The organism is Mesorhizobium sp. M1004, from assembly GCF_040318795.1.
Lineage (GTDB): Bacteria > Pseudomonadota > Alphaproteobacteria > Rhizobiales > Rhizobiaceae > Mesorhizobium.
In genome coordinates this window covers 269,763-290,508 of record NZ_JAMYNB010000008.1, presented here as the reverse complement: position 1 = coordinate 290,508, position 20,746 = coordinate 269,763, and the positions used below count along the sequence as shown (strand labels likewise).

Annotated in this window: 25 protein-coding genes; 20 read left to right on the top strand and 5 right to left on the bottom strand. The window is 63.4% G+C overall.

What is annotated here, in order from left to right:
• The first annotated feature begins 17 nt into the window (after nucleotides 1–17).
• The 8 genes from ribH to NKH54_RS18885 all read left to right on the top strand — a co-directional run bounded on the left by ribH (nucleotide 18) and on the right by NKH54_RS18885 (nucleotide 8,893).
• Complete coding sequence (gene ribH, locus NKH54_RS18920; RefSeq protein WP_023669354.1) at nucleotides 18–512, top strand: 6,7-dimethyl-8-ribityllumazine synthase; 495 nt, start codon at nucleotides 18–20, stop codon at nucleotides 510–512.
• Nucleotides 509–1,009 carry a transcription antitermination factor NusB gene (gene nusB / locus NKH54_RS18915; protein WP_023669355.1) on the top strand — a complete coding sequence of 167 codons (501 nt, stop codon included), beginning with the start codon at nucleotides 509–511 and terminating at the stop codon, nucleotides 1,007–1,009. The genes ribH and nusB overlap by 4 nt, the downstream gene beginning before the upstream one ends.
• Nucleotides 1,006–2,223: an MFS transporter gene (locus NKH54_RS18910; protein WP_353028715.1), complete on the top strand. Its 1,218-nt coding sequence runs from the start codon at nucleotides 1,006–1,008 to the stop codon at nucleotides 2,221–2,223. Before nusB ends, NKH54_RS18910 begins: the two co-directional genes overlap by 4 nt.
• 177 nt (nucleotides 2,224–2,400) lie before the next feature.
• The gene (gene osmF, locus NKH54_RS18905; RefSeq protein WP_023689505.1) at nucleotides 2,401–3,312 is read left to right on the top strand and encodes a glycine betaine ABC transporter substrate-binding protein OsmF; all 912 of its coding nucleotides are present in this window, start codon (nucleotides 2,401–2,403) and stop codon (nucleotides 3,310–3,312) included.
• 316 nt (nucleotides 3,313–3,628) lie between these two features.
• Entirely contained in the window at nucleotides 3,629–4,792 is a 1,164-nt protein-coding gene (locus NKH54_RS18900) for an ABC transporter permease (protein WP_353028714.1), read from the top strand.
• Nucleotides 4,789–5,727, top strand: coding sequence for an ABC transporter ATP-binding protein (locus tag NKH54_RS18895; RefSeq protein ID WP_352511368.1), 939 nt, complete (start codon nucleotides 4,789–4,791; stop codon nucleotides 5,725–5,727). The genes NKH54_RS18900 and NKH54_RS18895 overlap by 4 nt, the downstream gene beginning before the upstream one ends.
• The gene (locus NKH54_RS18890; protein WP_353028713.1) at nucleotides 5,724–6,491 is read left to right on the top strand and encodes an ABC transporter permease; all 768 of its coding nucleotides are present in this window, start codon (nucleotides 5,724–5,726) and stop codon (nucleotides 6,489–6,491) included. The genes NKH54_RS18895 and NKH54_RS18890 overlap by 4 nt, the downstream gene beginning before the upstream one ends.
• A gap of 260 nt (nucleotides 6,492–6,751) precedes the next feature.
• Nucleotides 6,752–8,893 carry a sodium-translocating pyrophosphatase gene (locus NKH54_RS18885; RefSeq protein WP_023689501.1) on the top strand — a complete coding sequence of 714 codons (2,142 nt, stop codon included), beginning with the start codon at nucleotides 6,752–6,754 and terminating at the stop codon, nucleotides 8,891–8,893.
• Between the two features lie 77 nt (nucleotides 8,894–8,970).
• Here NKH54_RS18885 and NKH54_RS18880 read toward each other — a convergent pair whose 3' ends face one another.
• Together NKH54_RS18880 and NKH54_RS18875 are read right to left on the bottom strand one after the other, a co-directional pair.
• Complete coding sequence (locus NKH54_RS18880) at nucleotides 8,971–9,969, bottom strand: glycosyltransferase family 2 protein (RefSeq protein WP_353028712.1); 999 nt, start codon at nucleotides 9,967–9,969, stop codon at nucleotides 8,971–8,973.
• 1 nt (nucleotide 9,970) lies between these two features.
• Entirely contained in the window at nucleotides 9,971–10,516 is a 546-nt protein-coding gene (locus tag NKH54_RS18875; protein WP_353028711.1) for a dTDP-4-dehydrorhamnose 3,5-epimerase family protein, read from the bottom strand.
• A 301-nt stretch (nucleotides 10,517–10,817) separates the two neighbouring features.
• Between NKH54_RS18875 and NKH54_RS18870 the strand changes: the two genes are divergently transcribed.
• The 3 genes from NKH54_RS18870 (at nucleotide 10,818) to NKH54_RS18860 (ending at nucleotide 11,913) form a co-directional block, all read left to right on the top strand.
• Entirely contained in the window at nucleotides 10,818–11,279 is a 462-nt protein-coding gene (locus tag NKH54_RS18870) for an anthrone oxygenase family protein (protein ID WP_023747589.1), read from the top strand.
• A 75-nt stretch (nucleotides 11,280–11,354) separates the two neighbouring features.
• Complete coding sequence (locus NKH54_RS18865; protein ID WP_353028710.1) at nucleotides 11,355–11,669, top strand: hypothetical protein; 315 nt, start codon at nucleotides 11,355–11,357, stop codon at nucleotides 11,667–11,669.
• Nucleotides 11,644–11,913 carry a hypothetical protein gene (locus tag NKH54_RS18860; RefSeq protein ID WP_353028709.1) on the top strand — a complete coding sequence of 90 codons (270 nt, stop codon included), beginning with the start codon at nucleotides 11,644–11,646 and terminating at the stop codon, nucleotides 11,911–11,913. Before NKH54_RS18865 ends, NKH54_RS18860 begins: the two co-directional genes overlap by 26 nt.
• 58 nt (nucleotides 11,914–11,971) lie before the next feature.
• On the opposite strand, the gene NKH54_RS18855 is transcribed toward NKH54_RS18860, so the two are convergent.
• Nucleotides 11,972–12,886, bottom strand: a complete 915-nt coding sequence (locus NKH54_RS18855; protein ID WP_023753646.1) for a LysR substrate-binding domain-containing protein — start codon at nucleotides 12,884–12,886, stop codon at nucleotides 11,972–11,974.
• A gap of 209 nt (nucleotides 12,887–13,095) precedes the next feature.
• On the opposite strand from NKH54_RS18855, the gene NKH54_RS18850 reads away from it, so the two are divergent.
• On the top strand, nucleotides 13,096–14,136 hold the full coding sequence (locus NKH54_RS18850) for a helix-turn-helix domain-containing protein (RefSeq protein WP_353028708.1): 1,041 nt from the start codon (nucleotides 13,096–13,098) through the stop codon (nucleotides 14,134–14,136).
• A gap of 100 nt (nucleotides 14,137–14,236) precedes the next feature.
• On the opposite strand, the gene NKH54_RS18845 is transcribed toward NKH54_RS18850, so the two are convergent.
• A complete protein-coding gene (locus NKH54_RS18845; RefSeq protein ID WP_023669368.1) occupies nucleotides 14,237–14,749 on the bottom strand; it encodes an outer membrane protein assembly factor BamE in 513 nt (170 codons plus the stop codon).
• Between the two features lie 115 nt (nucleotides 14,750–14,864).
• Between NKH54_RS18845 and NKH54_RS18840 the strand changes: the two genes are divergently transcribed.
• From NKH54_RS18840 to NKH54_RS18810, 7 genes are all read left to right on the top strand, one after another.
• The gene (locus tag NKH54_RS18840) at nucleotides 14,865–15,407 is read left to right on the top strand and encodes a ubiquinol-cytochrome C chaperone family protein (protein WP_023669369.1); all 543 of its coding nucleotides are present in this window, start codon (nucleotides 14,865–14,867) and stop codon (nucleotides 15,405–15,407) included.
• Nucleotides 15,408–15,422: 15 nt separating this feature from the next.
• Nucleotides 15,423–15,971, top strand: a complete 549-nt coding sequence (locus NKH54_RS18835) for a YceD family protein (RefSeq protein WP_023715400.1) — start codon at nucleotides 15,423–15,425, stop codon at nucleotides 15,969–15,971.
• Between the two features lie 147 nt (nucleotides 15,972–16,118).
• The gene (plsX, locus tag NKH54_RS18830; RefSeq protein ID WP_023700539.1) at nucleotides 16,119–17,189 is read left to right on the top strand and encodes a phosphate acyltransferase PlsX; all 1,071 of its coding nucleotides are present in this window, start codon (nucleotides 16,119–16,121) and stop codon (nucleotides 17,187–17,189) included.
• 9 nt (nucleotides 17,190–17,198) lie between these two features.
• Entirely contained in the window at nucleotides 17,199–18,170 is a 972-nt protein-coding gene (locus NKH54_RS18825; protein WP_023669373.1) for a beta-ketoacyl-ACP synthase III, read from the top strand.
• 104 nt (nucleotides 18,171–18,274) lie between these two features.
• On the top strand, nucleotides 18,275–18,598 hold the full coding sequence (locus tag NKH54_RS18820; RefSeq protein ID WP_006201891.1) for an integration host factor subunit alpha: 324 nt from the start codon (nucleotides 18,275–18,277) through the stop codon (nucleotides 18,596–18,598).
• Between the two features lie 134 nt (nucleotides 18,599–18,732).
• Nucleotides 18,733–19,275 (top strand): MerR family transcriptional regulator, encoded by a 543-nt coding sequence (locus tag NKH54_RS18815; protein WP_023669374.1) that lies wholly within the window; start codon nucleotides 18,733–18,735, stop codon nucleotides 19,273–19,275.
• An 84-nt stretch (nucleotides 19,276–19,359) separates the two neighbouring features.
• Entirely contained in the window at nucleotides 19,360–19,662 is a 303-nt protein-coding gene (locus NKH54_RS18810; RefSeq protein ID WP_023705060.1) for a hypothetical protein, read from the top strand.
• A 73-nt stretch (nucleotides 19,663–19,735) separates the two neighbouring features.
• On the opposite strand, the gene NKH54_RS18805 is transcribed toward NKH54_RS18810, so the two are convergent.
• Nucleotides 19,736–20,005, bottom strand: a complete 270-nt coding sequence (locus NKH54_RS18805) for a hypothetical protein (protein ID WP_023669376.1) — start codon at nucleotides 20,003–20,005, stop codon at nucleotides 19,736–19,738.
• Nucleotides 20,006–20,418: 413 nt separating this feature from the next.
• Here NKH54_RS18805 and NKH54_RS18800 point away from each other — a divergent pair, with 413 nt between their 5' ends.
• The gene (locus NKH54_RS18800; protein WP_023669377.1) at nucleotides 20,419–20,622 is read left to right on the top strand and encodes a hypothetical protein; all 204 of its coding nucleotides are present in this window, start codon (nucleotides 20,419–20,421) and stop codon (nucleotides 20,620–20,622) included.
• Nucleotides 20,623–20,746: the final 124 nt, after the last annotated feature.

Sequence of the window (20,746 nt, the reverse complement as noted above, 5' to 3'; positions counted from 1 at the left end):
TACCCCCGGAGACATTCATGGCAGGCACATCCCAACACGGCAAAGCGTTCATTCGCCCGAAGAAGAAGGCCCACCTTCTGATTATCGAGGCGCGCTTTCATGACGATCTTGCCGACGCGCTGCTCGACGGCGCGACGAGCGCGCTCGACGAAGCCGGCGCGACCTATGACGTCATCACCGTTCCCGGTTCGCTGGAAATTCCAGCAGTGATCACTTTTGCGCTCGACGGCATGGGCGAGGGCGGCAAGGACTATGATGGTTTTGTCGCGCTCGGCACCATCATTCGTGGCGACACTTATCATTTCGACATCGTCGCCAATGAATCGAGCCGCGCGCTGATGGATCTCTCGGTGCAGGAAGCGATTGCGATCGGCAACGGCATCCTGACCACCGAGAACGACGCGCAGGCCTGGACGCGCGCCAAGCGCTCGGAGGGCGACAAGGGCGGCTTTGCCGCGCGCGCGGCGCTGACCATGATCGCGCTCAAGGAGAAGCTGGGAGCGCAATCGTGAGCGAACCCGCTTCGCCCGGCCAGCCCGCGACACGCCATGCCAATAAGCGTGGCGCCGCCCGTCTGGCCGCCGTGCAGGCGCTTTACCAGATGGACGTGGCCGGCAGCGGCGTCTTCGAGATCACCGCCGAATACGAGGCGTTCCGGCTCGGCAAGGAAGTCGACGGCGCGCTTTATCGGGAGGCCGACGCGCAGTGGTTCCGCGCCATCCTGGCCGGCGTCGTCGAGAACCAGACGACCATCGATCCGATCATACGCCAGGCGCTGACGGAAGACTGGCCGCTGTCCAGACTCGATTCGACGTTGCGCGCCATCCTGCGCGCTGGCGTCTACGAACTGATGAAGCGCGACGACGTGCCGGTGGCCGTCATCGTTTCGGAATATGTCGACATCGCCAAGGCCTTCTACGAGGAAGACGAGCCGAAGCTGACCAACGCCGTGCTCGACCGTGTGTCGCGCCGGGTGCGGGGCGAGGGGCGCGGCAAGGACGCATTGTGACCGGCACCGTCGCCGGCGCAGCACGGGACGCGCGCCGCACGGCGATCATCCTGGCGACGTCGCAGGCGATTATCGGTTCGGCCGCGCCGATTGCCATTTCCATGGGCGGGCTGGCCGGGCAATATCTGCTTGGCCCCGATAAGTCGCTGGCAACGGCGCCAATCACCGGCTTCAACATCGGCGTGGCGCTCGGCGCGTTGCCGGCCGCGGCCATCATCCGTTGGCTCGGCCAGCGCGGCGGTTTCATGGCCGGCACCATCGTCACCGCGCTTGGCGGCGTCATCTCCACGTTGGCTCTGTTCCACGCCAGCTTCTGGCTGTTCGCTTTCGCGCTGCTGGTGATCGGCGTCGGCGGCGCCTTCGTCCAGCAGTTCCGCTTCGCCGCCGCCGATAATGCTCCGCCCGAATTCAAGGCGCGCGCCATTTCCTTCGTGCTGGCCGGCGGCGTCATCACCGCGATTCTCGGGCCGCAGATCGTCATCTTCACCCGCGAATTGCTGGCGCCGGTGATGTTTGCCGGCTCGTTCGTGGCCATTCCGGTTCTGGCGGCGGCCGGCGCCATCATCCTGTCATTCCTGCGCATCCCGGCCAAGGCTCCCGGCCACGCGGAAGTCGCGTCAAGCGACGCCCGGCCGCTGTCCGAGATCGTCACCCGGCCGCGTTTCGTCGCGGCACTGTTTTGCGCCGTCGGCAGCTATGCGCTGATGAGTTTCGTCATGACCGGCGCGCCGCTGGCCATGGTCGGCTGCGGCCTGTCGACGGACGACGCCACGCTCGGCATTTCCTGGCATGTGATGGCGATGTTTGCGCCGAGCTTCTTCACCGGATCGCTGATCCATCGCTTCGGCGCCGAACGCATCGTCGCAACCGGCCTGGTCCTGCTCATCGGCTGCGCCGCGGTGGCATTGTCCGGCCTGCATTTGTGGCAGTTCTGGACGGCGCTGATCCTGCTTGGCCTCGGCTGGAATTTTGCCTTCATCGGGGCCACCTCCATGGTCGCCGACAGCTACCATCCGTCCGAAAAGAGCAAGGTGCAGGGCTTCCACGACTTCGTCCTGTTCGGCTCGGTCGCTTTCGCCTCGCTGATGTCGGGCGCCATCTACAATGCCTGGGGCTGGGAGATGCTGAACTGGCTGGTCTTCCCGGTCGTCGCCCTCTGCTTTGTGGCGCTTGGCGCCCTCAAGCTGACCGCATTGCGCAAAGCCCGCGCCTGATCGGTTCTATGTTTGGCTTGGCACGACCTGTCAGCATGGCGCCGGCCGAAATCGCGGCGACCGAACAAAATTATTGCGTCTGTACCCATTGTTATGAAACCGTGTGCCCCGACGGGGCGTTGAAGCCATGCTCATATGCGGCCACCGCATTTCGGTCCAAAGCAAGGGGTTTTCACGATGTTTTCAGTCAAGATTCTGGCCGGCGCGGCGTTGGCGCTCGGCATCACGGCCGCCTCCGCCAATGCCCAGGTGGTCGTCTCCTCGAAGATCGACACCGAGGGCGGCGTGCTCGGCAACATCATCCAGCTTGTGCTCAACGCCAACAACATCAAGACCACCGACCGCATCCAGCTCGGCGGCACGCCGGTGGTACGCAAGGCGATCACCGCCGGCGAGATCGACATCTATCCCGAGTACACCGGCAATGCCGCTTTCTTCTTCGAGAAGGCCGACGATCCGGTCTGGAAGGATGCCGCCAAGGCCTATGAGACCGCCAAGAAGCTCGACTATGACGCCAACAAGATCGTCTGGCTGTCGCCGTCACCGGCCAACAACACCTGGGCGATCGCGCTGCGCAAGGAGGTTGCCGAGACCAACAAGCTGGCGACCCTGACCGACTTCGGCAAATACGTCGCCGGCGGCGGCACGGTGGTTTTGGCGGCGTCGGCTGAGTTCGTCAATTCGGCGGCAGCCCTGCCGGCGTTCCAGACCACTTACGGCTTCACGCTGAAGCCGGAGCAGTTGATCACGCTTTCGGGCGGCGACACCGCCGCGACAATCGGTGCTGCCGCCAACCAGACCAACGGCGCCAACGCCGCCATGGTCTACGGCACCGACGGCGGCATCGCGCCGTCCGGCCTGGTCGTGCTCGCCGACGACAAGGGCGTGCAGCCGGTCTACCAGCCGGCGCCGATCATCCGCGAAGCGGTGCTGAAAGAGCATCCGGAGATCGAGACGCTGTTGAAGCCGGTGTTCGCCAAGCTCGACCTCGTCACGCTGCAGGAACTCAACGGCCGCGTCCAGGTCGGCGGCGAGCCGGTCAAGGGTGTCGCCGAGGACTTTTTGAAGAAGAACGGGTTTTTGAAGTAGTCAGCGCATAGCTGATCGTGACGCTGGTGCGAGACACCCCTCTCTGGAAGCTGCTGATCTCCCCCCTTGCGGGGGAGATGTCCGGCAGGGCAGAGGGGGGTGCTGTCCCGCCGACCTCACAACCGGTAGCAGGTGCGTGCCTCGACAGGGTTGCTTCCGAACAGGCCGACGCTCGAAAGCTGACGATCCTTCACACCCCCCTCTGGCCTGCCGGCCATCTCCCCCGCAAGGGGGGAGATCGGACTTCGCGTCGGCTTGCGCCGATCACCAGCGTAGTCTGCGCAACGTGGAAAATCGCTCCTCATGAGGGGCATCCATGACCCTGCGTTTCGACAAGCTCGGCATGGTTATCGCGGCGATCGTTGCCTATGCGGCGTTTCTGGCTCCGTTCGCCACCTTCCGCGCCAATCGTATCGTTCCCGGTCAGGCGCGCTCGATCCTGGAGGCGCTGCCGGCCACAGTCGGGCCGCTACTGCTGGCGATCGTCGTCGTGGCCGCAATTGTTGCCTTGCTGAAAACCCCGCTTGTCCTGCGCCTGGCCGCAAGCGTCGTGGCGCTCGCCGCCCTTGCCATCCTGATCGGTGTCGCCGGCACCTTCCTGATGCCGGCCGGCAACACCTTCGCCCGCATCTCGCCGGCTTCCGGGTTCTGGCTGTTGATCTTTGCCTTCACATTGTTGCTCGCCGACGTGCTGACCAGGCTCAACCTGTCGCCACCGGCCCGCGTCGGCGTGCTCGTCGTCGCGGCGCTGGCCATCGGCTTGTTGCTGATATCGGGGCAGTGGGACAGCCTGTCGATCCTCAAGGAATATGCAAACCGCGCCGATAGTTTCTGGGCCGAAGGCTCCAAGCACATCACACTGGCGCTGGGGTCGCTGGCGGCGGCGGTGATCGTCGGCCTGCCGCTCGGCATCCTGTGCCACCGCGTCGAACGGTTGCGGGCCGGCGTGCTCAATGTGCTCAACATCGTCCAGACCATACCCTCGATCGCGCTGTTCGGCCTGCTGATCGCGCCGCTCGGCTGGGCCGCCGCGCATGTTCCGGGTGCCGCAGCGCTCGGTGTCAGAGGCATCGGCACCGCGCCGGCCTTCGTTGCCTTGTTCCTCTATTCGCTGCTGCCGGTGGTGGCCAACACCGTGGTCGGGCTTGCTGGCGTACCCCGCGCGGCCAATGATGCAGCGCGCGGCATGGGCATGACCGATGGCCAGCGCCTGTTCGGCGTCGAGTTTCCGTTGGCCTTTCCGGTGATCCTCACCGGCATCCGCATCGTGCTGGTGCAGAACATCGGCCTGGCCACCATCGCCGCACTGATCGGCGGCGGCGGCTTTGGCGTCTTCGTCTTCCAGGGCGTCGGCCAGACCGCAATGGACCTGGTGCTGCTCGGCGCCGTGCCGACGGTGGCGCTGGCCTTCGCCGCGGCCATCATCCTCGACGCAGTGATCGAAATGACCGCCACCAGGCGCAGGGTTGAAACGGCATGATCGAGATCGAAGGCATTACCAAGCGCTATGACGCGACGACCGTGGTCGACGACGTGTCCATGGTCGTCGAGCCGCGCACGGTTTGCGTCATTGTCGGTACCTCCGGTTCCGGCAAGACGACGCTGCTGCGAATGATCAACCGGCTGGTCGAGCCGACCGCCGGCGTCATCAAGCTCGACGGCAACGACAACCGCTCGCTGCCCGGCTACGAACTGCGCCGCAGCATCGGCTACGCCATCCAGGGCCACGGCCTGTTCCCGCACCGCACCGTTGCGCAGAACATCGCCACCGTGCCGGTCCTGCTGGGCTGGGACAAGGACCGCATCAAGGCCCGCGTCGATGAGTTGATGACACTCTACCAGCTCGACCCCGAGGCCTATGGCCAGCGCTACCCGCACGAACTGTCCGGCGGGCAACAGCAGCGTGTCGGCGTCGCGCGCGCGCTCGCCGCCGAGCCCAATGTGCTTCTGATGGACGAGCCGTTCGGCGCACTCGACCCGATCATCCGCACCAAGGCGCAGGAAGATCTGCTGGCGATCCAGAAGCGCTTCGGCACCACCATCATCCTCGTCACCCACGACATGGAGGAGGCGGTCCATATGGGCGACAAGATCGCCGTCATGGATGCCGGAAAGCTGGTGCAATACGCCAAGCCGGAAGAGATCCTGGCGTGGCCGGCGAACGCCTTCGTCGAAACCCTGGTCGGCGCCAGCGAAAAGCCGTTCCGGCTCTTGTCGCTCGGCCGCGTGCGCGACGCCGTGGAAAAGGGGTCTGCCGAAGGCGAGGCGATCCCAGGCGACGCCAGCCAGCGCGACGCGCTGGCCGAGCTTCTGTGGTCGGGCCGGCCGGCGCTGCCGGTCAAGGGCGAAGACGGCAAGCCTCTCGGCCGCGTCACCGTCGACGGGCTGGTGAAGCGCGCGGCGAGACCGGCATGAAAGGGGCCGGTCTAAAAGCCTGGCTGCCTTCGCTGCTCAGGCTTGCCCTGGTGGTGCTTCTCATAGCCTTCGTTACCAATCCCGGCTGGTTCGAGCCGCTGTTGAAGCCGCTGACCGAAAACAATGCGTCGGCGATCTACAATCAGGGCAGCCTGCTGACGCTGACCCTGCTGCATCTCAGGACCGTGCTGATCGCTACGCTCGCCGCAACCATCGTTGCCGTGGCGCTTGCCATCCTGGTGACCAGGCCGGCGGGCGCCGAATTCCTGCCGCTGTCGCGCAGTCTGGTCAATATCGGCCAGACCTTTCCGCCGGTGGCGGTGCTGGCGCTGGCGGTGCCCGCCGTCGGTTTCGGCGAGAAGCCGACGCTGATTGCGCTGTTTCTCTACGGCCTGCTGCCGATCTTCGAGAACGCGCTGACCGGCCTCACGACACTGCCCGGCAACATCATGGAGGCCGCGCGCGGCGCCGGCATGACGGGCTGGCAAAGGCTGATCAAGGTCGAATTGCCGCTGAGCGCGCCGATCATTCTGGGCGGCATAAGGCTGTCGGTGGTGATCAGCCTGGCCACGGCGACGATCGGTTCGACGGTTGCCGCCAAGACGCTGGGCGAGGTGATCATCGCCGGCCTGCTGTCCAACAATCTCGCCTTCGTCCTGCAAGGCGGCCTGATCGTCGCTGCCCTTGCGGTGCTGATCTATGACGGCCTTTCGGCGATCGAACGCTACACGGCGCGCAAGATGGGGCAGGAGACTGGCGACTGACCTTCGCTGGACTGCGGGCAAAGCATTGACTGACGCAGCGTCATTTCAACCGATCTAATAGCAAGGCATCGGCCACGGGAATGTTCTGGCCTAAACTTTTGGCTGAAAGCGGGGCAAAAACCGAACAATATCTTGACGTTCCGAGCCCTGTTTCGCATACACCGCTGCGAAGGACGGATTCCGCCTAGGCTTTATCCGCTCCCCGCACCAACGGCCCAGGGAGGGGTTCTTTTGGGCCATCAATCGAGGAAAATTCGGCAATGACCATCATTTCTGCCGTCATCGCCTGCGGCTTGCTTTCAATCCTTTACGCCATCTGGGCGACACGATCGGTTCTTGCAGCCGATCAGGGCAACGCACGCATGCAGGAAATCTCCGCCGCCATCCGCGAAGGCGCGCAAGCCTATCTGGCGCGCCAGTACACCACCATCGCCATCGTCGGCGTGGTCGTGCTCGTGCTCGCCTGGTGGCTGCTCTCGATCACCGCCGCGGTCGGCTTCCTGATCGGCGCCGTGCTCTCGGGCGCCGCCGGTTTCATTGGTATGCACGTCTCCGTGCGCGCCAATGTGCGCACCGCGCAGGCGGCGTCCAACAGCCTCGCCGCCGGTCTCGACATCGCCTTCAAGTCGGGCGCCATCACCGGTATGCTGGTGGCTGGCCTCGCGCTGCTCGGCGTGTCGATTTACTACTATATCCTGACCGGCCCGATGGGCCTGCAGCCCAATGACCGCATCGTCATCGATGCGCTGGTTTCGCTCGGCTTCGGCGCTTCGCTGATCTCGATCTTCGCCCGTCTGGGCGGCGGCATCTTCACCAAGGGCGCCGACGTCGGCGGCGATCTCGTGGGCAAGGTCGAAGCCGGTATTCCCGAAGACGATCCGCGCAACCCGGCCACCATCGCCGACAATGTCGGCGATAATGTCGGCGACTGCGCCGGCATGGCCGCCGACCTCTTCGAAACCTATGCGGTGACCGTCGTTGCCACCATGGTGCTGGCCGCCATCTTCTTCGGCGGCACCGCCGCTCTGGGTGCGGCGATGCTCTATCCGCTCGCCATCTGCGGCGCCTGTATCCTGACCTCGATCGTCGGCACCTTCTTCGTCAAGCTCGGTTCCAACGGCTCGATCATGGGCGCCCTCTACAAAGGCCTGATCGTCACCGGCCTGCTGTCGATCGTCGGTCTCGGTGTCGCTACCTCGGCAACCGTCGGCTGGGGCGAGGTCGGCACCGTCGCCGGCATGACCATCATCGGCAAGAACCTGTTCATCTGCGGCCTGATCGGTCTCGTTGTGACCGGTCTTATCGTGGTGATCACCGAATACTATACCGGCACCAACAAGCGCCCGGTGAACTCCATCGCCCAGGCCTCGGTGACCGGTCACGGCACCAACGTCATCCAGGGACTTGCGGTGTCGCTCGAATCGACCGCACTGCCGGCAATCGTCATCGTCGGCGGCATCATCTCGACCTACCAGCTCGCCGGCCTGTTCGGCACGGCGATCGCGGTCACCACCATGCTCGGCCTTGCCGGCATGATCGTCGCCCTCGACGCCTTCGGCCCGGTCACCGACAATGCCGGCGGCATTGCGGAAATGGCCGGCCTGCCCAAGGAAGTGCGCCACTCCACCGACGCGCTCGACGCGGTCGGCAACACCACCAAGGCGGTGACCAAGGGCTATGCCATCGGTTCGGCCGGCCTCGGCGCGCTGGTGCTGTTTGCGGCCTATTCGAACGATTTGAAGTTCTTTGCCGCCAATGGCGACAAATATCCGTACTTCCAGGGCATGGGCGATGTCTCCTTCGACCTCTCCAATCCCTACGTCGTAGCCGGCCTGATCTTCGGCGGTCTGATCCCGTATCTGTTCGGCGGCATCGCCATGACGGCCGTCGGCCGTGCGGCCGGCGCCATCGTCGAGGAAGTGCGCAAGCAGTTCCGCGAGGATCCGGGCATCATGGCCGGCACCTCCAAGCCAAACTATGCCCGCGCCGTCGACCTTCTGACCAAGGCGGCGATCCGCGAAATGATCATCCCCTCGCTGCTGCCGGTGCTGGCGCCGCTCGTCGTCTATTTCGGCGTGCAGCTGATCTCGGGCTCCAAGGCGTCCGCCTTTGCGGCGCTCGGCGCCTCGTTGCTCGGCGTCATCGTCAACGGCCTTTTCGTCGCCATCTCGATGACTTCGGGCGGCGGCGCCTGGGACAATGCCAAGAAGTCGTTCGAGGACGGTTTTGTCGACAAGGACGGCGTCAAGCACCTCAAGGGGTCCGAAGCGCACAAGGCTTCGGTCACCGGCGACACGGTTGGCGATCCCTACAAGGACACCGCCGGCCCGGCGGTCAACCCGGCAATCAAGATCACCAACATCGTGGCGCTTCTGCTGCTGGCCGTGCTCGCGCACGGCTAAGGCAACGCCACTGCTTCAGGAACAAACCCGCGGGAGCGATCCCGCGGGTTTTTGTTTGAGATTTACGCTGGTGGCAGTCAACCCTCATCCGGCTCGGTGCCGGCATCGCCGCGCTTGCTGTAGCGATCGAGCAATTCGCTCACGCCAGGTTCGCGCTCAGGCATCGGCGCCAGGCCACGCAGGCGCCGCAGCTTGGCAAGGAAGGCGCCTCGCTTATACTTGCGGCGGAAGGCGCGGGCGCGGGGATGGATGCCAAGAGCCGTCATCAGCCTGCGCCTGAGATAACTCGATGCCGCCAGGCGAATGGGTTCGCCCGCGCAGCCAAGGATTTTCACGCGCAAGGCGTCCGGCGTCTGCATGGCGTCCAGAAGATCCTTCTGTTCCTGCGCATTGTCGCCGAGATAGGAACCCTTGCGTATGCCGGAATGCAACTTGATCACCGTGAGGTGCGGCATCGTCGCGATCACCGCGCCCTTTCGCCATGCCCGAAACAGCCAGTCCTGCGAGCTTTCGCAAAAGCACTGGCTGGCGGGTCGCCAAGGTCCGAGCAGGCTGAACGAAGCGCGGCGAAACATGTGTGCCGAGCCAAATCCTTCCGTCGTGACGGGGTCGTAAAAACCATCCTTGCCGGACCCGAAGATCGAATTGACGAGATCGCCTGCCGCCGATGGCGGCCCAATGACGGCGCCGCGCGCCAGCACCACGTCGGCGCCCGAGGCGTCGATCCAGCCGGTCATCGCCGCCAAATGGTCGGGAAACCACAGATCGTCGTGGTTGAGCAAGGCGACGAAGCGGCCACGCGCCCTGGCAAAGCCGATATTGTTGGGACCGGACTGTTCGCCGAAATTGACAGGAAGATCGATGTAGACGATGCGGGCATCGTCAAATTCAGCGACAACGGCCGCCGTATCCGGCCTGCAATCGTCGCCGATGACCAAGGCTTCCCAGCCTTGCAACGTCTGGCGCATGACGCTGGTCAATGCCTGCCGCAGTGCTGCCGGCCGGTTGTGCGTCGCGATCACGATCGAAACCAGCGGTTCGCCGCCGGCCTGATCGCGCTGCGCCGATGCTTCCACGCTACACCAGTCTGTAGGGAATGTGGTCGGTGTCTGGCGGCAGGCGCCAATGGTCGGGCTGATCGTAGGCATAGGCCTTGTCGACGAGGTTGAGCAGCACCGCCGTCTCCGCTCCGAGCGAAACAACACCGTGCCATATTCCGGGTGGAATGATGACGACCGCCGGGCGCAACGGGCCGATAATCTTGTGCCAGACGGCGCCGAAGGTCGGCGAGGCCTTGCGTCCGTCAAACAGCGAAATGCGAACGCTGCCGACGCAGCAGAACAGCCGGTCGGTGGTCACCGCGTGTGCATGCCAGCCAGTCACCGCGCCGGCATACAAGGTCCGTTGGAAGACCTGGCCGACCGGCTCCGAATCGAGCTCCCACTCCTCGCGAAAGATCTCGGTCAGATAGCCGGTGGAGGTTGCGACCGGCCTGATCTCCTTGACCCTCACGCCATCGATCGCCACCGGCTCGATGGGCATCCAGTCAGGCGTGACCACCTGGCCGTCAGCCGTTCCGGTCGCCATCCAGCCTGTCGGTTTTGTCCGGGTTTTTTCCGGCACGGATGCTCCTCCCAATTCAGCGTGATGCGCCATTGGCCAGCACGGTCTGATACGAATTTGACCGGTCGCTGGCAAGTACGCGTCAAGGTTTGCTGATAGGCTTCGATCTCACGGCACTTGATGTTTCCGACGCAATCGGAGGGCCGCATTGCCCAAAACATCGTTCCATCCTACCCAAGCCCGGACCGTTCGCCTGCTTTAATACCCCGGCCATTGGCCAGGACATTGCGATCGACGCGGTGTCGGGCTCGCCTCTGCGGCGATTTTGGCCAGGGAAACGACATTCGGGCAGGGAAAAGACATGGACATTTTCTTGATGGCGGCTTCGCTTGCGCTGGCTGGAATTATTGCCGGCATCTACGTCTCGGGCGTAATCCACGATTTTCGCATCGATGATCTTACCGCCGGCCAGTACATGGCCATGCATCAGATGCGCGACCGGACGTTTACCCGGGTGATGCCGGTCGTCAGGCTGACGACGCTGGTGCTGATCGCGGCCATGGCGATGTTTGCGGTCGATGCCGGCCTGCCGCGCATCCTGACCATCGTCGCCGCGGCGCTGGTGGTGATCGACATTGGCTTCACCGTCAGCACTCAGGTGCCGCTCAACAAACAGGTGCAGAGCTGGACGCCGGTGACCATCCCCGATGATTGGGCGCAGACCCGCGATAACTGGGCGGCCAACCACAATCTGCGCCTTGTGCTTGGACTGGCCGAATACGCCTGCCTGTTTGCCGCGGTCATCCTGACGCTCAGCCGATGATTCAGTTTTTGCGGAACGCCACCCCATGGGTCGGCACTTCTGCCGGCCGCCGCCGTTGAAAACAGGAGTATTGCCATGCTGCACCACGCTTCATTCAACGCCCGCGATCCGCAGGCCGTCGCCAGCGTCCTTGCCGAAATGCTTGTCGCCACTGCGGTTCGTGCGCCGTCGCCGCCATTCCCGCAGGGCGCATGGTTCGTCTGCCTCGGCGACGATTTCGGCTCGCTGATCGAAATCCTGCCGTGCGGCACGGTTCTGGATCAGCAAGCGCCGCTCGGCATCGGCTTCGATCCGAATATGCGCCTGCGCTCCGGCTCGCATGTGCTGCTCAGCACGCCCAATTCGACCGAAACCATCCAGGGCATTGCCGCCCGCATGGGGCTGGCATAGCGAGCTGATCGATGCGCGCCTGTTCAAGGTGCTCAAGGTCTGGGTCGAGGACGAAACCCTCGTCGAATTCCTGACGCCCGAGATCGCACCGCTGTACCGCGCGACATTCGGCTGGGGTGGCATGGCGACACTCGACGCCAAGCTGCGCGAGCTGGAGAGCCAGATGGCGGCAGCGCTTGCCGCCAAGGCCGCGAACCAGTCGGGCCGCAAGGATGAGCAACCAGCCGGTGCAATGAGTCCTTGAGCACCGGGGGGCGCCTTCTGCTGACCTCCCGAGGAGAGTTCCCAAACGGCCGCCGAGGTCAACCGGCGCCGGCGCTGTCGCCGGCTTCCGCCTTCAGCCAGTTGATGAACGATCTGGCAGGCTCCCAGGCGGAGATGGACGGGTGGACGACGACGTAGTGGTTCCAGTTCGTCGGTATGTCCGTTGTCAGGAGGCGCACGAGCCTGCCGGTGCGCAAATCGCTTTCGACCAGCGACTTCCTCGCGATGGCGACGCCCAGTCCGCTGGCCGCCGCTTCGACCGCCAACAAGGTGCCATTCAGATTCATGCCGTCGCCAACCGTATCCAGCGGCAGATTGTTTCTCTCGAACCAGTGGCGCCAATTGGCGCCACTCTCGTCATTTTCGGCCGTCGTGTCGAGGATGCGGAACAGTCGCAGCACATCGTGCTGGTCTCTGACCGGGCCGTTGGCGGCGAGATAGTCGGGACTGACGACAGGAAAGATCGCATCTGCCATCAGCCATTCGGTCTCGACGGCCGGATAGTGTCCGCCGCCGAAGCGCAATGCGATGTCGACTGTTCGCTGCGAAAGGTCGACGACTGCAAGATCCGCATTGATGTCGATCTCTGTTTCGGGATGCTTTTTGCGAAATCTGTGCAGGCGCGGGGCCAGCCAGCGTACGGCATGCGAAGGAATGGCAGTGACCCTCAGCCTCGTGCGCTCGTTGCGCGCGACACTCGCGACCGTGCTCTGAATTTCCAGCAATGCGCGTCGCACGCCCGCGGACAATCGTTCGCCTTCAAGCGTTAGTTCGACGCGGCGGACATGGCGGGTGAACAGAAGCACGCCGAGATCGGCTTCGAGATCGGCGATGCGGTGGCTGAGCGCGCTTGGCGTAACATTCAGCTCATCGCCGGCGCGCTTGAAGCTGCCCAGCCGGGCAATGACCTCGAAAGCACGAATGGATTCCAGTTGTGGAAGCCGTCTTGTCATTTGCCGTTACCCGATCCCGCCCATGGGTTCCTTAGCATGAATGAACAAAGCTCATCCATAGCTTCGTAAATAGTCTTTTGTCCAAGTGCGCAAATCATTGTAGCCATCCACTGCCCCCCGATTGCCGCCGTCGGATGAGAGGCCGTTCATGGAACGAGCCTCGACTTACGAACGACAGTGAAATGAAGACAATCGCTTGGGAGTACCCCATGACTATTCGACCCCCCGAGTTTGCGCATGCGCGCTTTTCGACAGCCATGTGGCCGCAAGCGGAATGGCGAAACGTCTATTGCGACCTGTTGCGCCGGATGGTGACCGACATGGATTTTAACGTCACGGAGGAAAAGCTCTCCGTCGACGCGACCATCCTGCGGCTGCCGGGCGTCGGCATTGCCGATTCGAGGACCACCGCCTTCCGCACCATCCGTTCCCGCGCCGTGGCCAAGGGGACCGATGATTACATTTTCTTCATGTGTCTGGAGGGCGCTGCCACCTTCTCGCATCTCGGCCGCGAGGCCAGCATCGAGGCCGGCCAGGCAATCCTTCTGTCCTCCTCTGATCCGCATGTGATCGAGCGGGCGATGTCGCATCATCTCTTCATCACCATCCCCAAGGCAGCGCTCGGGCCCATGGCTGCGAATGCGGATGCCGCCCTGATGACGCCGATGTCATGCGTGGGCGAAAAGTTCTTGCTGCTGACCAGCTATGTCCGTCTGCTGATGCAGGAGCCGAACCTGGCCGCGTCCGAATTGCGCTGGCTTGCCGCCAAGCACATACAGGACCTTGTCGCGGTCGTGGTCGGGGCAACGCAGGACGCCACCGAGGTCGCCGCAGGCCGCGGCATACGCGCCGCGCGGCTGCGCGCCATCAAAGCCGATATCGAAAGCAATCTGGCTTCCGGCGATGTCGGGTCCGACGCGCTGGCCGGGCGCCACCGCGTCAGCGCGCGCTATATCAGAAAGCTGTTCGAGGGTGAGGGGACCTCGCTGTCGCAGTTCGTGCTTGGCCGGCGGCTGGCGCTGGTTTGCAGCAAGCTATCCGACCTGCGCCTGGCACACCGCACCATCGGCGCCATCGCCTTCGACGCCGGCTTCGGCGATCTCTCGACCTTCAACCACGCCTTCCGCCGGCATTTCGGCATGACGCCTTCGGAAGCGCGGCAGAGTGCGGCTGTGCACCGCGCCTCGCTGGAGCCCGGCGGCCGAACAGGCCACGCGCGGCAAAGCGCGACGGGTGTTGCGGCCGCATGACCTCAAAACAAAAGCCCGCAGGATCGCTCCCGCGGGCTTTTGGTCGCCTGAGAAGGTGTCGCTTCGGGGGAAGCAAAAATCTGAGGAAGGCGGTCGCTTCTTAGGCGCCGCCGCCAGGAATGGGGGGCGCCAGCTTGCTGGCGCCTTTGATGATCTGGCTGAGGAAGTTCTGGTCCTTGCCGCCGGTCGGCGTGGTGCGCGAGATGAAGTCGAAAATCTTGCCGTCCTTCAGACCGTAATTGGCAATCTGGGTGACGCGCCCGTCCTCGCCAAAATAGACCGCGAGCACTTTCTGGTCGACCAGGCGCGGCTTGTCGAAAGCGACATAGCGCTTGCGCGTCTGCGAAATGTAATAGAACGCCTCATTGTCGAAGGTGGCTTTCGTCGATGGCGTGCCGAGCGCCAGAAGCACCTGTTCGCGGCTGGAGCCCACCGGCACCGAATCGACCGCCTGCTGGTCGATAACATAGCCCTGCGTCAGCGTCTCGCTAGGGTTAAGGTCGCCGAACATCTTGGACGAATTGCAGCCCGACAGCGCGGAAGCCACCAGCACCAGCGAAACCGCGGCGGTGGCCCCAGGCAGAAAAGTCGACTTGAATTTCAGCGCGCGCAACAACAACTCCATTAGCTGGCCGCAACTTGCGCTGGGCGGCAAAACCGGTAAACCAGCTTGCTTGCCGATGCAACAAGGCCCATTCAAACAATCGGTCCCCAGGAGACCACCCTCAATGTTCCAGCGCCTTTTTGGCCGCGAACGCAACGCCAACCGCGCTATCACCGAGGCGCTTTACGCACAAATCGTGGCGGCGGCGCGGCAGACCGTGTTTTATTCCCACTGGAATGTGCCGGATACGCCGCTCGGCCGTTTCGAGATGCTGTCGCTGCATATGTTCCTGTTTCAGCACCGGCTCCGCGGCGAAGAGGGCGTCGCGCATGAGGTCGCGCAGGTGCTGATCGACGAGTTCTTTCTCGATGTCGAGCATTCGCTGCGGGAACTGGGCGTTGGCGATGTCGGCGTGCCCAAGCGCATGAAGAGGCTGGCCAAAATGTTCTACGGCCGTACCGCCGCCTATGACGACGCGCTGGAACGCAGCGACCGCGACGCGCTTGCTGCCGCCCTGGCGCGCAATGTCAGACCCGATGCCGGCGCCTGGCCGCAAGCCTTGCCGCTGGCGTCCTATGTAATCGATGCCGCAAGGCAGCTTGAAGCACAGCCGTCCGAATCGATCGTTTCCGGTGCCGTGGCGTTTCCCGTCGCGAAAGCGGAGTGAGGAGGGGAGACCAAGATGAAACATGTGGACACGCCTAGCCCGGTCTCATTTGCGGCCAATGTCGGCCGCCTGCCGCACAAAGGTTTGCAGGTGGTGATCGACGCCGACGCCGCGCAGCGCGCAATGCTTGCGCGCGAGCACGAGCTGCTTTCGGTCGAAAACTACCGTGCTGAGCTTTTGGTGGCGCCGTGGAAGCGCAATGGCGTCAAGGTCAGCGGCCGCGTCGAGGCTGATATCACCCAGGCCTGCATCGTCACCCTTGAGCCGGTCGCGGCCCATATCGACGAAGAGGTCGAGGCGCTGTTCCTGCCCGAACAATCCAAACTCGGACGGCAAGGTTTCGAAGGCGGTGGCGAAATCCTGCTCGACGCCGAAGGGCCGGACAGCCCGGAAACTTTCTCCGGCGACACGATCGACGTCGGCGCGCTCGCCGAACAGTTCTTCGGGCTGGCGATCGATCCCTATCCGCGCAAGGCAGGCGCCTCGCTCGATGCCGCCGGCCCGAACGAGCCCGTCGAGAATGAATTCCAGCAAAAGCTGCGATCCTTGCTTGGAAAATCCTAAAACACGAAGCGATCGGAGAAAAGCCGGTTGTGCGGCAGCCCAAAACCGCTATTTTCGCCGAACCTTCGCGAGCCCCTGAATTTCGCGAGTTTCGTATTTCTTTCGCGGGCCATGTGCCCTGGCCCAAGCTAGTGAGATAAAGACCGCGTGATCAGGATTTCCATCGATGCCATGGGTGGCGATCACGGGCCAAACGTGGTCATCCCGGCACTCATGACGGTCGCCGTCAGGCGTCCCGACATCCGCTTCGTCATATATGGGCGCGAGGAATTGGTGCGCCCCGAACTCGCCAAATTCCCCAAACTGGCCGAGGTCAGCGAGTTCCACCATTGTGAAGTCGCGGTCAGGATGGACGACAAGCCGAGCCAGGCGCTGCGCCACGGCCGCTGGAAGTCGTCGATGTGGAAGGCTGTCGAAGCAGTCAAGAGTGGCAGCGCGCAGGCCTGCATTTCGGCCGGCAACACCGGCGCGCTGATGGCGATGTCGAAATTCTGCCTGCGCACGATGGCGACCATCGACCGTCCGGCGATCGCGGCGATCTGGCCCACGATGCGCGGCGAGAGCGTGGTGCTGGATGTCGGCGCCACCATCGGCGCCGATGCGCACCAGCTGATCGACTTTGCCATTCTCGGCACCGGCATGGCGCGCTCGGTGTTCGGCATCGACCGGCCGAAAGTCGGCCTGCTCAATGTCGGCGTCGAGGAGATCAAGGGACAGGAAGAGGTCAAGGAAGCCGGGCGCATGCTGCGCGAGGCCAACATGGCCTCGATGAATTATCATGGCTTCGTCGAGGGTGACGACATCGGCAAGGGCACGGTCGACGTGGTCGTCACCGAGGGCTTTGCCGGCAACATCGCGCTCAAGACGGCAGAAGGCACTGTGCGCCAGATCTCAGGCTATCTGCGCGCCGCGATGAACCGCACGCTGATGGCCAGGATCGGCTATGTCTTCGCCAAGGGCGCTTTTGACCGCCTGCGCGAAAAGCTCGATCCGGGCCGCTCCAATGGCGGTGTTTTCCTGGGGCTGAACGGCATCGTGGTAAAGAGCCATGGCGGCGCCGATTCGGACGGTTTCGCGGCGGCCATCGAGCTTGGCTACGACATGGTGCGCAACAATCTGATCGACCGCATAGAGGCCGATCTCGACCTGTTCCATGCGCGCAACCCGCATGCCCAGGCAAGCAGGAAATCCGACGCCACCGTCGACGAAAAGGAATAGGAAAGAGCTTTGATCAGATCAGTCGTGCGCGGCACCGGTGCTGCGCTGCCCCGCCGCATCATGAAGAATGCCGATTTCGAAGGCATGGTCGAGACCTCGGACGAGTGGATCGCCCAGCGAACCGGCATCCGCCAGCGTCATATCTCCGCCGATGACGAGACGACGGCATCCCTGGGCGAGGCGGCGGCGCGCGCAGCGCTCGACAATGCTGGTCTTACGCCTGCCGACATCGACCTGATCGTGCTGGCGACCTCGACGCCCAACAACACCTTTCCGGCGACCGCCGTCGAGATCCAGAACCGGCTCGGCATGCATCACGGCTTTGCCTTCGACCTGCAGGCGGTGTGCTCGGGCTTCGTCTATGCGGTGACCACCGCCGACCTCTACATCAGAGGCGGCCTCGCCAAGCGCGTGCTGGTGATCGGCGCGGAGACCTTTTCCCGCATCCTCGACTGGAGCGACCGCTCGACCTGCGTCTTGTTCGGCGACGGCGCCGGCGCGCTGGTGCTGGAAGCGGATGAGGGCACCGGCGGCATTGCCGACCGTGGCGTGCTGGCGATGAGCCTGCGCTCCGACGGCGCCCACAAGGACAAGCTTTTCGTCGATGGCGGTCCCTCGACCACCGGCACCGTCGGCCATCTCAGGATGGAGGGCCGCGAGGTGTTCAAGCACGCCGTCGGCATGATCACCGACGTCATCGAGGCGACGTTTTCGCAGGCCGGCATAACCGCCGACGACCTCGACTGGTTCGTGCCGCATCAGGCCAATAAACGCATTATTGACGCTTCGGCCAAGAAGCTCGGGATTGCTGAGCAAAAGGTGGTGGTCACCGTCGATTTGCACGGTAACACCTCGGCTGCTTCCGTGCCGCTGGCGCTTTCGGTGGCTGTCGCCGACGGTCGCATCAAGAAGGGTGATCTCGTGCTCCTGGAAGCGATGGGCGGCGGCTTCACCTGGGGCGCGGTTCTCGTTCGCTGGTAAGTGCCGAACGGTCCGGTTTCGGTCCTTGACCTTGCCGGATCAATTACTTAGGCTCTGCCTTTACCTGTATCGATTTATGTTTTTTGAACTGATGGGACGGTCGCATGGGGGGAAAGACACTTACGCGCGCCGACCTTGCCGAAGCTGTTTACCGTAAGGTCGGCTTGTCACGCACTGAATCGGCAGAACTCGTCGAAGCGGTGCTGGACGAAATCTGTGAAGCCATCGTACGCGGCGAGACGGTGAAGCTGTCGTCCTTCGCCACCTTCCACGTCCGTTCCAAGAACGAACGCATCGGCCGCAATCCCAAGACCGGCGAGGAAGTGCCGATCCTGCCGCGCCGGGTGATGACCTTCAAGTCGTCGAACGTGCTGAAAAGCCGTATCCTGCGCTCGCACCAGAACAGCAAGGCCAAGGGCGGCAAATAGGTTCTGCCGCAGGCTTCGGTTGAAAACGCCGGGCCGTTTTGACGCCGGGCTTGAATATTGTTTCATAAACCGCTGAAATGATACCCGATTCGGCAGACTGGGCCGGATCGCCGTCCAGCGTGAGGATTTCGCCCATGGACAAGAGCCCCGACGCTTTCCGCACCATCAGCGAGGTCGCGGAGGATCTCGATCTGCCGCAGCACGTGCTGCGCTTCTGGGAAACCCGTTTCAACCAGATCAAGCCGATGAAGCGCGGCGGCGGCCGCCGCTACTACCGGCCACAGGATGTCGAACTGATCAAGGGCATCCGCCACATGCTCTACGACCAGGGTTACACGATCAAGGGCGTGCAGAAACTGCTGCGCGAGAACGGCAACCATTTCCTGGTCGCCATCGGAAATGGCGACATGGCTGCCGTCGAAGCGATCTCGCAGCGCAGGCAGGCCGATCAGGTGCCGCTGACGCCAGCCGCCCAGCCGCGCGGCATGGATGACGAGATGCTGGTCGGCCAGCCCAAGGTAAAACCCAGCCGCCGCTTTTTCGGCCTGGGCAAGACCGAGGAGGAAGGTCCGGTCCAGCCCGGCGCATCGAAACTGTCGCGCGACAACCGGGCCTTGCTGCAGGAGGCGCTGTTTGACCTCCTGGAGTGCAAGCGCCTGCTCGACCAGGTGCGCTAACCTTTCCGCTGCCTCGGGCAAGCAGACCGGAACCGGTTCTGCGGCCATGCGTTTGGCCTTCTCTCAAAAAGAAGGAAAACAATCATGGCATCGCTTTCGACCCTCTCCGATCTCGATCTCGAAAAGCAGGTCGCGACCCTTTCCAAAGAGCTCGCCGCCTTGCGCAAAGTCGTGGCCAAACGCGGCGGTGCTTACTACGAGGACGGGCGCGATGCCGCTTCGGACTATTATGGGCAGCTTGCCGACCTTGTCAGCGATGCGCTGCCGGCGATCAGGAAGCAGGGCAGGGCGATCGAAAAGACGGCGCGCGATCGTCCGGCAACAGCCGCTGCTGTTGGGTTGGTCGTGGTCGGCCTTCTCGCCAGCTTGTTGCTCAGCCGGCGCTAAAACAATTCACGAAAACAAAAAGAAAATGGCGGCCGTCCCGCGGACGACTGCCATTTCCCTGATCTGCGGCCGATTACTTGGCGAGCTTGATCTTGGCCTGCGGCGAAACCTGCGCGGTCTGGCTGCACTTGCCATAGACAGTGCCATTCTTGTCCGTGGCGTCGGTATAGGTGCCTTTGCACTCGATCGAGAGCACCAGGCAATGACCGGAGCCCTTGCAAACCGCGCCGCCGTCGCCCGTGGGATGCGTGCCGTTGGCGAAAGCCGAGGTCGGAACGGAAGCCGAACCGAAGGCCGAGACGATGAGGGCCGCGGCGAGCGTGATGCGCTTGAAGTTGGTCATTTGAGCATTTCCTTCTCTGGATCGAGGATCGCCACCATGGCGTCCTTCTGTGTTGGGATCGCCTTCTCGGCGTCCATGCCGGTTAGTGCGGCCTCCAAAGCAAAGGTTCATGCGTGGTTCGAATTTTCTTCGCGTTTTTTCGCGACGTCGATTTTTAGCCTTCGCCAACGGACGGCGCCTGGCGGGGCCGGCATCGATCATGCATTTTCGCGTGAAGGCCGCTGAGGTAGCGGCGCGGCATCCCATGCGAAGGTCACACCGTGGCGTGCCCAAATGGCCGGCCAAGACCTAGTCCGCGCCCGGCTCTTGTCAGGTAGCGGCAGCAGTCATTGCCGCCACTTGGCACCGCGCTTTCTGCCACTCCCGGCTGCGACTATAACGCCAGTCCAAAGGTACCGGCGGAGGAGACGGGCGTGGTCGCAAATTACATCGACGAGTTCATCATGTTCTGCGCTGGGCTGTGGATGACAGGCGTTGGTTTTGGGCTGCTCCAAAGTCCTTTTCAGGCCCAGAAAGGTCAGCAGCCATGGTGGCTGCAGGTCGCGAAGCATTTCAAATGGATGGGACCGCTTTTGATTTTGATCGCAATAGTGCTCGCGTTCGCGGCGCCGTCCTAGCGGGTTCCGACAGCATTGAGAGACCCGTGGTGTCCTGCAACTGGCAACCGCTGTGTTGTCGGCCTTGCGCCTGATACGTTCGTTGGGGTGCGCTGTGGTTGCTCGCGTTCTGGCGCATCGGCGC

Coding starts and splice junctions, on each gene's coding strand:
- ribH (WP_023669354.1), top strand. CDS start 18: ATGGCAGGCACATCCCAACACGGCAAAGCGTTCATTCGCCCGAAGAAG.
- osmF (WP_023689505.1), top strand. CDS start 2,401: ATGTTTTCAGTCAAGATTCTGGCCGGCGCGGCGTTGGCGCTCGGCATC.
- NKH54_RS18900 (WP_353028714.1), top strand. CDS start 3,629: ATGACCCTGCGTTTCGACAAGCTCGGCATGGTTATCGCGGCGATCGTT.
- NKH54_RS18895 (WP_352511368.1), top strand. CDS start 4,789: ATGATCGAGATCGAAGGCATTACCAAGCGCTATGACGCGACGACCGTG.
- NKH54_RS18890 (WP_353028713.1), top strand. CDS start 5,724: ATGAAAGGGGCCGGTCTAAAAGCCTGGCTGCCTTCGCTGCTCAGGCTT.
- NKH54_RS18885 (WP_023689501.1), top strand. CDS start 6,752: ATGACCATCATTTCTGCCGTCATCGCCTGCGGCTTGCTTTCAATCCTT.
- NKH54_RS18870 (WP_023747589.1), top strand. CDS start 10,818: ATGGACATTTTCTTGATGGCGGCTTCGCTTGCGCTGGCTGGAATTATT.
- NKH54_RS18865 (WP_353028710.1), top strand. CDS start 11,355: ATGCTGCACCACGCTTCATTCAACGCCCGCGATCCGCAGGCCGTCGCC.
- NKH54_RS18855 (WP_023753646.1), bottom strand. CDS start 12,886: ATGACAAGACGGCTTCCACAACTGGAATCCATTCGTGCTTTCGAGGTC.
- NKH54_RS18850 (WP_353028708.1), top strand. CDS start 13,096: ATGACTATTCGACCCCCCGAGTTTGCGCATGCGCGCTTTTCGACAGCC.
- NKH54_RS18840 (WP_023669369.1), top strand. CDS start 14,865: ATGTTCCAGCGCCTTTTTGGCCGCGAACGCAACGCCAACCGCGCTATC.
- NKH54_RS18835 (WP_023715400.1), top strand. CDS start 15,423: ATGAAACATGTGGACACGCCTAGCCCGGTCTCATTTGCGGCCAATGTC.
- NKH54_RS18820 (WP_006201891.1), top strand. CDS start 18,275: ATGGGGGGAAAGACACTTACGCGCGCCGACCTTGCCGAAGCTGTTTAC.
- NKH54_RS18815 (WP_023669374.1), top strand. CDS start 18,733: ATGGACAAGAGCCCCGACGCTTTCCGCACCATCAGCGAGGTCGCGGAG.
- NKH54_RS18810 (WP_023705060.1), top strand. CDS start 19,360: ATGGCATCGCTTTCGACCCTCTCCGATCTCGATCTCGAAAAGCAGGTC.
- NKH54_RS18805 (WP_023669376.1), bottom strand. CDS start 20,005: ATGACCAACTTCAAGCGCATCACGCTCGCCGCGGCCCTCATCGTCTCG.